Raw genomic sequence first — 7971 nt, 5'->3', positions numbered from 1 at the left:
TTTGTTACCTGATATGGCGTGGTAGTCGGACTAAACGGGGAGTTCGTGCATATAGTCCAGCTTGGAGCGAACCACCTTCAGGGAACCCAGTTGCAAGGGCAGGAATGAGAAAACGCCACCTTACGGCGGTCTGCAACGGGTAAACCCCATGGTGGGAACAGGAGAGCGCACGAGGGAGCCGCCGGGTGGAAACGTCCGGCATCTTTAAGTCCTGTCAGGTTTCGTCACTTCTGATTTGAGCTCCGGAAATCACTGTATTTCTGTTAAGCTCATCAGGAGGGCGGAGCCTATGGAAAACCGCAGGTTTCCGCCAACGCCAGGGGGGCTTCGCTCTCTCCCTCAAACCACCGCTACCCTATAACCGCAACGCTCGCCGCAGAAGCAAACTTGTTTGCACCGAGGAAGCGTCATTTCACCTGCGGTCTCATTTTCCGCGTTCACACCGTAGCCTTACCCCCAAAACCCCATATACCACTTCCTCAAATCGCCACTCCGTTTTATCATTTAAGCCAGCATACACATCGCTAGCGCTCTGTGATGGCTGGTTCAGGGCTACGCCCCGAAACCCCCTGACGCGCCGGCGGCTTGTCCAACCCCGTTTCCGCCGGATAAAGCCGGCAGAAAACACGGTTATCAGGGAACGTCATGAACGAAAAGCGCAGCAAAATGCTGACTGTCTGGGTCTCTCCTGCAGAACACGAAACGCTGCTTGCCCGCTGCGATCGTGCACGCCTTGCCACCTGGATGCGTGAGACATGCCTCGGCGCCGAAAAACGGCGACCGCGCGGCAACGCACCTGACGTGGCACCGGCCCTGCTTCGTCAGCTTGCCGGCGCCGGCAACAACCTCAACCAGGTAGCGCGGCAGGTAAACGCTGCCGTATCACACGGTGAGCCGCTTTCCGCCGTAAAAATCCTCAGCCAGCTTGCTGCTATTGAGCGGGAGCTGAAGGCTCTGCGGCAGGAGCATACCGGTGATCGTTAAATTCCACGCACGTGGGACGGGGAAAGGTGCGGGTCCGGTCGATTATCTGCTGGGTAAAGACCGGCAGAGGACTGATGCACGCCTGCTGCGCGGTAATCCCGACGATATTGTGGCCATTATCGACAGCAGTCCCTATGCCAAGGCTTACACCTCCGGCGTTCTGTCCTTCAGTGAGTCGGATTTACCGGAGCCGGACAAAGAAAAGCTGATAACCCACTTCGAAAAGGCGCTGCTTCCCGGACTGGATGCCGATCAGTACGCGTGCCTGTGGGTCGAACACCGGGACAAGGGAAGGCTGGAGCTTAATTTTGTCGTCCCGAACATCGAATTACAGTCCGGAAAACGCCTGCAGCCCTGGTTTGCGCCGGCGGACAAACCGCGGATTAACGCCTGGAAAACGGTAATCAATACGCAGCTTGGCCTGCACGACCCGTCAGACCCGCTCAACCGGCGCACGCTGTGTACGCCCCGCGATCTGCCCGCACACAAGCAGACGGCCGCCCAGGCCATCACAGACGGTCTTCTCAGCCTTGTTTCTGCCGGCGACGTTCGCAGCCGTCAGGATGTCATTCGCTCGCTGGAAAACACGGGATTTACGATAGCCCGCGAAACACGCAGCAGCATCAGCATTGCCGATCCGGAAGGCGGCAGGAATATCCGACTAAAGGGGATGATTTATGAGCGAGATTTTAAATTTGGCGAAGGGATTCGAGGAGAAATCCAGGCAGCTGGCCGGCGATACCGCGCGGAATCTGCAGAGCGAGTTCGAGCGGCACGAGCAGTCTATCAGCGAGGCGCTGAAATCAAGCGAGCAGAGAATCAGCGCCGCCATCAGCGCCCGGGACCAGAGGCTTTCCCGGTTCGTGCTCCGGAGCTGGTCATGGCTGCTGCTGACAGTAATCACCGTGACGATCGCCTGCTGGGGCATAATCTGGTACCAGGGGGGGCAGATGTCCGACAACTGGAAGATGATCGCCGAACAGAAGCGGGCGATCGCGCAGATGCGCGCACAGGGTGGAAACCTGATATGGACCACCTGCGGCGACAGCGGGAAGAAATGTCTCGAGATCGACACGAAGGCGGGCTCCTTTGGGGAGCACAGCCAGTACATGATACCGAAGGAGTACTGAACCATGACCGAACTGGAAAAACAGTTACTGAGCGCGTTAGAGCAGCTGCAGAACGACTACGGATCGCGTTTGAGGGAATGGGAGAGCGCCTTCGCCAGTATGGAGCAGATGTACTCCACTACGCGCGCGGAGAACGCGCAGATAAGCAACCAGGTACAGCGCTTGAGCGCTCAGGTGCAGAGTTTGAGCGAGCAGCTGCACCGATTAGCGCGATGATTGCCGGCGAACTGGCACGGCGGGAGGCGCTGGAACTTGAACTGCAGCGCCAGAAACAGCTGAAACGGCCTTATAACGGCCCAAAAATGGGCTAAGCCTCATCAGCTTATCGTGGTTTTCTGCCGGCAAAGAGTCGTGACCAGAGTCCTCTGGCCTTTTCCTGCTCCAGTTGCTCTCCCAGGCGTTTTACTTCCTCCTGCAGCTGCCGACGTTCGTCTTCGCCGCGCCGGCGCTCTTCCTCACGCGCCGTTTTGTCTTCGAGCATCAGCGTGACGGCCACTTTCAGTTCTGCAAGCTCTTTACGGACGTCACTCAGCGCATCCGGTGTGTAATTTTCCTGTGTATTTTTACGGTGTAAAAGCGTGGGAATTTTCTTTACAGGCAGGTTCACATTGCCATAGGCACGAATGAGTTCGGAAACGTCTATCACAGGGCTGTTTTTCTCATCGCGTGACGCGGTAACTTTACCCTGATTTATATGGTTGTAGAGCGTTCTTCTCGTTATACCTGCAGCCTTGGCTGCCTGCGTAAGATTCAGGCGTGTATCTGCCACTGTATACCCCGGATTCAGTATGGTGTGTAAGGTGTAAAATTTACATGAGCTGAAGCGACAGGGCTATTATTAAGTGTCCGATACTGCATGCAGCAATATTACCTACCTGGAGACAGCATATGACCGATCAGGAATTTCTGGAGCTGAAGGCCGAAGTGGAACGCCTTGAGGCGCTGCACAAGGCGTCACGTGACGACCATAATATGGACATCGATGAGAGGCGCGCGATCGCTGACGCATACACGCTTAAAGACCGCGAGCTGACCGATGAAGGCCTCAGTCGGGTTACCATCTATAAGGATACAGATTAAGCCCCGGCAGGCAATTTCCGCGCCCGTTCACCGCTATCAGGTACAGATTTACACCCCCTTTCAGGGCGTTCACCGGATTTTAGCCGCTAAAATCCCGGCCAGGCAGTTCCGTGCATAGCCATGCACCGGGCTAAAACTTATCAGGGGCGTTTTTCACGGATCGGGACGGGGAAAGGTGCCACTTTTGGCCGGGACGCGGCAGAAACGCGCTGAGGCGATTTCTGCGGGGCGCGCAACCAGTCTTATGTTAAATCGGGTGGTTGGCAGAGGTGGGCGAAGATGGCTACAAGGCAGTGATATAGCGATGATTATGCCGCGTATTTGGTTTTTTTATCGCTTTACCATCAATTTTCAGTAATTCGAAAAGCGTGCTTTTATCATGAATCTTTATATGGGTATGTTGATTGAATATTTCATGAAGGAGTATGGGTTTTCGATGAATGCAGCTAAATATTATTATCTGATTATGGCGGAGAATGGGGTGTGGATTTTACATCTCCGTGGATGCGACAAACTGAGCGGATCGAAAGAAAAAATCTTCCTTGGCACGCTCTACACGTCACGTCAGGCGATTGGTGTCGCAAAGAAGAGGGTGGAAGAGTTCAGGCTTTGCTATGTCTGTTTCAGGGACGAAATAAAAATACAGAGTTAAGAGTTACTGGTCTTGTGTGGTGCTGGCAGGAGTATCCCCCGTTCTGGCAGTGGAGGAGATCCCTGTCAGTTCACGCAAACGGACATCGATTAGGCTTCCAGCCATGAATTCGCTTTGCAGATGTTATGTTCAATCGAGTGACCTGCAGGGTCACCCTGAGATATGACTAGAGGGGGGCTTGGAATTCGGAAATTATCCTACGTTTAGCGGTTTAAGCTTAACTAGCACCCTCTTTAAAGCCTTTGAGGCGACAGCCAGCGGGTTGAAATGATGCAGTGCTGGAGAAAAATAAACCTGCTGTAGTACAGGATTAACAATAGGTGATACAGTGTGGCACCGAAAATGATTAAGTCACTGATATGCCTGTATACCTCTCAGAAAGTTTTGTTGAGTTTCCTCATGGTGACTTTATTGCGCATCGCTTTGACTTTTGTATTGAGGCGCACAATTTCGTTGTATTATTTGCAGAGGTAATTACCTCAGACAGCGAGTATCATGACTACAGAAGCGAAGAAGTAGGTTTTCGAATACCCACACGATGCTATGACGTGAAATTTGATCGACTAGAGAATTTTGAAAGCGGTAACTTTTATGCTCCTCCGCCCAAAGGTCAGTGTTCCAGGCGGCATAATTTTACCGAAGAGTTAGCAGAAGCTCTGGAGACAATCATAACGTTGCATCACAATGTTTATCGTGCCAGAGCGTACCTTGCTGTTGCTGAGACAACTAAGCTGAAACGCTTCTATGACCGGGTTTTACAGCAACCGCCAGTTGATGTAGTATATGAAGTGAACACCGGACTTGGTGAAGGAGGAATGGGTTATGTACTCAAAACACGATATTTCAACCATTAAAAAAATGACACTGGCCGAGCGTAAAGCAGAAGCTATGCGCCAGCTTAAATATTCGTTTGATCGGGCGGCGCGTAACGGTACGTTGCGTTCCCGTGATGCAAACGGCGGTTGACTATATACTTCCTCTAAAACCCGCTAAGGCGGGTTTTTTTATGTCTGCGGGATATGGGGCCCGCTTGGAAAACGGAAAATAAAACACGCTAAGACTACTTTTTAACCAGAAGTCCGTTTTCAGTCCCTTGAACGGCGGGCTACGGCGATTCTGTGTCCGAAACCGAACGGATTGCGTACACCATCCCGATAACGTGTACGAAAGTAAGCAAAACCTTTAACGGACAGCCAGAGCGTTCCGTACATCCCCTACGGTCAGGGATTCGCGCTCAATGGAACGAAATCACCCGTTAAGATCAAAGCGCTTAACGTAGGATAATTTCCTTTTTCCAAGCGGACCCCTACTATTAAATGGCAAAATTCACTGCAATTTAATACCAATTAGAAATTTTATTATCAGTCACTTCGCATATTGATTTTTTTATGAATGGATCATTTAATAACATCTCATAATCTTTTTTGATATAATCAAAGTGCATGATAAATAAAAATAGCTTATCCAAATATCTTTCAGGTATCTTGCTTGAGAAGTTTTTTATGTTTATTAATATCTCTATATCACTTGATGAAACTCCGTCTATATCTAAATAGCTAGCTATCTTTTTCTTGGAAAATACAGGCTCTCTATTTTCTGCCGATATTGCTATTATTGCGGTCCTGGTACACCATGATATTTTCTTGTTGGCGTTTTTTTTGTTATTTATGTCATGATAAGACATTGCTATTTCTGACGCTAAAAAAATAGCTTTACTTATTTCGTAGTTATAGCTTTCTTTGTATTTGAAGTTTGAGAATATATCAAATATAAAGTCATCTCCATACAATGGAATTGATTCCTCTTTTAAATGCAAAGCAAATAGATCACCTGATGTCATTTTATCTAGTATTGTTTTTTCTGGATATAGGAAAAGATGCACGGAATCATGCGATATGGACTTTATTTTATCCCCATCATAAACTCCAAGTAGATCTATATCCGAACTTGCTTCGCTATCGTGACGAGCCTTACTTCCAAATAAAATAAGGGATTTCATATGCAATAATAAAGAGGCTCCAAAGAGCCTCTTCCTGTATTAATAGACTTGGACATTAGATCTGACGTTCCCTTGGTATCCACCAAGGTCAATGGTCAGATGCCATTGACCTGTTGATGGAACTTTTAGCCGTGTCTGTGATGATGTTATGTGTCCGCCATAATAGTTATGGCGCTTACCATTCTTATAATTGTTGAAATTATAAGAATCCATGAGCTTCACGTTTGCTGCATTGCCAGACAAGGATACTGCCACTACTTGTCCTGCTCTTAGCGTTCTTAAATCGTGATGTGTAAATTGCATGTTTTGCCCTCTAAGGGTTGAGACTGTTGACCTTTCCCCTAAAAATTGAGAGTCTACTCAACAGTCTCTTTGCTGATGACTATTGCACTTTCCCCGCAAAAGTTAAGTGCAACAAATAGATAAAGGGGTATTGGTTTAACCAATACCCCTTTATTTTTCCTTGCGTACTCCTTTGAAAGGAGTCCCGTCTGACTTTACGTCCATGAAACGCCCAGTCTCAGTGTCGCGCTTAACCCAAGTATCAGTCACAGGATTGAATGCCTGAGATCGCTGACGAACCATACCGATTCGACTATTGTCCTTTGGGGGATTTGTGGCCATGTTAACCTCATCTAGATCAATGCTGAAAAGACCATTCTTCTCATGCATCTACAATCTAGCGCATGGGGTTTCCTGTGTCAACTATCACTTATCATTTTGATCTTCGTTTGTCATAAAAAAGATGTGTATACTATGCCGTGTGCTATAATGTGTCATGGTTTACTACGGGGTTTCATAATGGATTTTCCAGTTCTTTTAGAGAAAAACCAAGAGTTAGCTATTAGGTTATCTTTTATAGATTTTAAGATTTTTTATACTGGTGTTTTATCAAGGTCTGAATTGATAGAAGAGTTTGGGGTATCTGAAATAACTTCAAGTAGAATTATTTCAGAGTACAAGGAAAGAAGAGGTGATAATCTTTATTACGATCAATCAGAAAAAAAATTCTTTTTGAACTTAAAAGGTTTTATTCCTTTCGTTGATCTAAAAGCGGAAGATGCACTTTTCATGCTTGCAAATGGATTTGATAAAAATAGAGTTATAAAGAAAAAAGGACTCATTGGGTTTGAGATGATTGGGGTTGATACCAATCCACTATGTAACAAGAAGGTTGCAGCAATAACTAGAGCTATATTTCAAGGGTTGATGATTTCATGTGTTTATAACTCTGCCGCTGGTAGAGATCTGTCCGAAAGAAAAATCATCCCACTGGTTATATTGTTTGATGGTATTAATTGGATTTTTAGAGCTAATCATCCCGATGCGAATGGTAATGTGAAGTACAAGAATTTTAACTTCTCTAGGGTGATTGAAGTAAGTGATGACCTGGTGAAGGTTGGTAGGGAATATGGTTTAGATTATGATAAATTATGGAATGGAATTGTTCCTTTAGATATAGAGATTAAAACTGATCTCGATAATTATGCAAAAGAGCGCGTTAGGCGTGATTATGGGATGGCAGACGAAGAGAATAATATTCTTATGACTCAAAGAGCTGCTTTCGTTTGGATAATATTGAATCAATGGAAGATTAGGTATAGTGGAAATAAAGATTTTTTAGGTGACAATTATCTTCTTGAACTAAAAAATGAAGAGATGCTGAAAAAATATGGCGCAATACCTTGATTAATTTGAGTATATCTCTCCGTTATCCTTGACGTTAATCATGATCGAAGCGTAGTCTAGTCAGGAAAGAAAAAACCACCGCTACCAACGGTGGTTTTTCAAGGTTCGCTGAGCTACCAACTCATTGAACCGTGGTAACTGGCTTAAACGGAGCGCAGTAACCAAATCTGTCCTTCCAGTGTAGCCCCTCTAGGGTGGTTACTTCAAGAACTCTTGTTAAGCTAGCTTAACAACGCCGCTCCGTAAACCTGTTACCAATGGCTACCGCCAATGGCGATTCGTCGTGTCTGTCAGGGTTGGATTCAAGCGTTTTGTTACCTGATATGGCGTGGTAGTCGGACTAAACGGGGAGTTCGTGCATATAGTCCAGCTTGGAGCGAACCACCTTCAGGGAACCCAGTTGCAAGGGCAGGAATGAGAAAACGCCACCTTACGGC

The 7971-nt window shown here is 47.2% G+C and carries 10 protein-coding genes; 7 read left to right on the top strand and 3 right to left on the bottom strand.

Features of this window, described 5'->3' with window-relative positions; genetic code table 11:
• Positions 1–645 precede the first annotated feature (645 nt).
• Positions 646–984 (top strand): MobC family plasmid mobilization relaxosome protein, encoded by a 339-nt coding sequence (locus tag WCC56_RS10880; RefSeq protein WP_424692387.1) that lies wholly within the window; start codon positions 646–648, stop codon positions 982–984.
• Positions 974–2425, top strand: coding sequence for a plasmid mobilization relaxase MbeA (gene mbeA, locus WCC56_RS10875; protein ID WP_424692386.1), 1452 nt, complete (start codon positions 974–976; stop codon positions 2423–2425). Before WCC56_RS10880 ends, mbeA begins: the two co-directional genes overlap by 11 nt.
• A gap of 11 nt (positions 2426–2436) precedes the next feature.
• On the opposite strand, the gene WCC56_RS10870 is transcribed toward mbeA, so the two are convergent.
• Positions 2437–2883, bottom strand: a complete 447-nt coding sequence (locus tag WCC56_RS10870; RefSeq protein WP_424692385.1) for a hypothetical protein — start codon at positions 2881–2883, stop codon at positions 2437–2439.
• A 119-nt stretch (positions 2884–3002) separates the two neighbouring features.
• Between WCC56_RS10870 and WCC56_RS10865 the strand changes: the two genes are divergently transcribed.
• The 4 genes from WCC56_RS10865 (at position 3003) to WCC56_RS10850 (ending at position 4812) form a co-directional block, all read left to right on the top strand.
• Positions 3003–3194 carry a hypothetical protein gene (locus WCC56_RS10865; protein ID WP_424692384.1) on the top strand — a complete coding sequence of 64 codons (192 nt, stop codon included), beginning with the start codon at positions 3003–3005 and terminating at the stop codon, positions 3192–3194.
• Between the two features lie 391 nt (positions 3195–3585).
• Positions 3586–3846, top strand: coding sequence for a hypothetical protein (locus WCC56_RS10860; RefSeq protein WP_424692383.1), 261 nt, complete (start codon positions 3586–3588; stop codon positions 3844–3846).
• Between the two features lie 359 nt (positions 3847–4205).
• Positions 4206–4700 (top strand): hypothetical protein, encoded by a 495-nt coding sequence (locus tag WCC56_RS10855; RefSeq protein WP_424692382.1) that lies wholly within the window; start codon positions 4206–4208, stop codon positions 4698–4700.
• Positions 4669–4812: a hypothetical protein gene (locus WCC56_RS10850; RefSeq protein WP_424692381.1), complete on the top strand. Its 144-nt coding sequence runs from the start codon at positions 4669–4671 to the stop codon at positions 4810–4812. The genes WCC56_RS10855 and WCC56_RS10850 overlap by 32 nt, the downstream gene beginning before the upstream one ends.
• Before the next feature lie 370 nt (positions 4813–5182).
• Here the strand turns inward: WCC56_RS10850 and WCC56_RS10845 are convergent, their stop codons facing one another.
• Both WCC56_RS10845 and WCC56_RS10840 read right to left on the bottom strand, forming a co-directional pair.
• Entirely contained in the window at positions 5183–5845 is a 663-nt protein-coding gene (locus WCC56_RS10845; RefSeq protein WP_424692380.1) for a hypothetical protein, read from the bottom strand.
• Between the two features lie 39 nt (positions 5846–5884).
• Entirely contained in the window at positions 5885–6148 is a 264-nt protein-coding gene (locus tag WCC56_RS10840) for a DUF1883 domain-containing protein (RefSeq protein ID WP_424692379.1), read from the bottom strand.
• 498 nt (positions 6149–6646) lie between these two features.
• Here WCC56_RS10840 and WCC56_RS10835 point away from each other — a divergent pair, with 498 nt between their 5' ends.
• Positions 6647–7534, top strand: a complete 888-nt coding sequence (locus WCC56_RS10835; RefSeq protein ID WP_424692378.1) for a hypothetical protein — start codon at positions 6647–6649, stop codon at positions 7532–7534.
• Positions 7535–7971: the final 437 nt, after the last annotated feature.

Origin of the sequence: Erwinia sp. (assembly GCF_049696395.1) — a bacterium.
Lineage (GTDB): Bacteria > Pseudomonadota > Gammaproteobacteria > Enterobacterales > Enterobacteriaceae > Erwinia.
The sequence above is the reverse complement of the archived record's forward strand: the minus strand, read 5'-3'. Positions and strand labels throughout refer to the sequence as shown.

Coding starts and splice junctions, on each gene's coding strand:
- WCC56_RS10835 (WP_424692378.1), top strand. CDS start 6,647: ATGGATTTTCCAGTTCTTTTAGAGAAAAACCAAGAGTTAGCTATTAGG.
- WCC56_RS10840 (WP_424692379.1), bottom strand. CDS start 6,148: ATGCAATTTACACATCACGATTTAAGAACGCTAAGAGCAGGACAAGTA.
- WCC56_RS10850 (WP_424692381.1), top strand. CDS start 4,669: ATGTACTCAAAACACGATATTTCAACCATTAAAAAAATGACACTGGCC.
- WCC56_RS10880 (WP_424692387.1), top strand. CDS start 646: ATGAACGAAAAGCGCAGCAAAATGCTGACTGTCTGGGTCTCTCCTGCA.
- WCC56_RS10865 (WP_424692384.1), top strand. CDS start 3,003: ATGACCGATCAGGAATTTCTGGAGCTGAAGGCCGAAGTGGAACGCCTT.
- WCC56_RS10860 (WP_424692383.1), top strand. CDS start 3,586: ATGGGTATGTTGATTGAATATTTCATGAAGGAGTATGGGTTTTCGATG.
- WCC56_RS10855 (WP_424692382.1), top strand. CDS start 4,206: ATGCCTGTATACCTCTCAGAAAGTTTTGTTGAGTTTCCTCATGGTGAC.
- WCC56_RS10845 (WP_424692380.1), bottom strand. CDS start 5,845: ATGAAATCCCTTATTTTATTTGGAAGTAAGGCTCGTCACGATAGCGAA.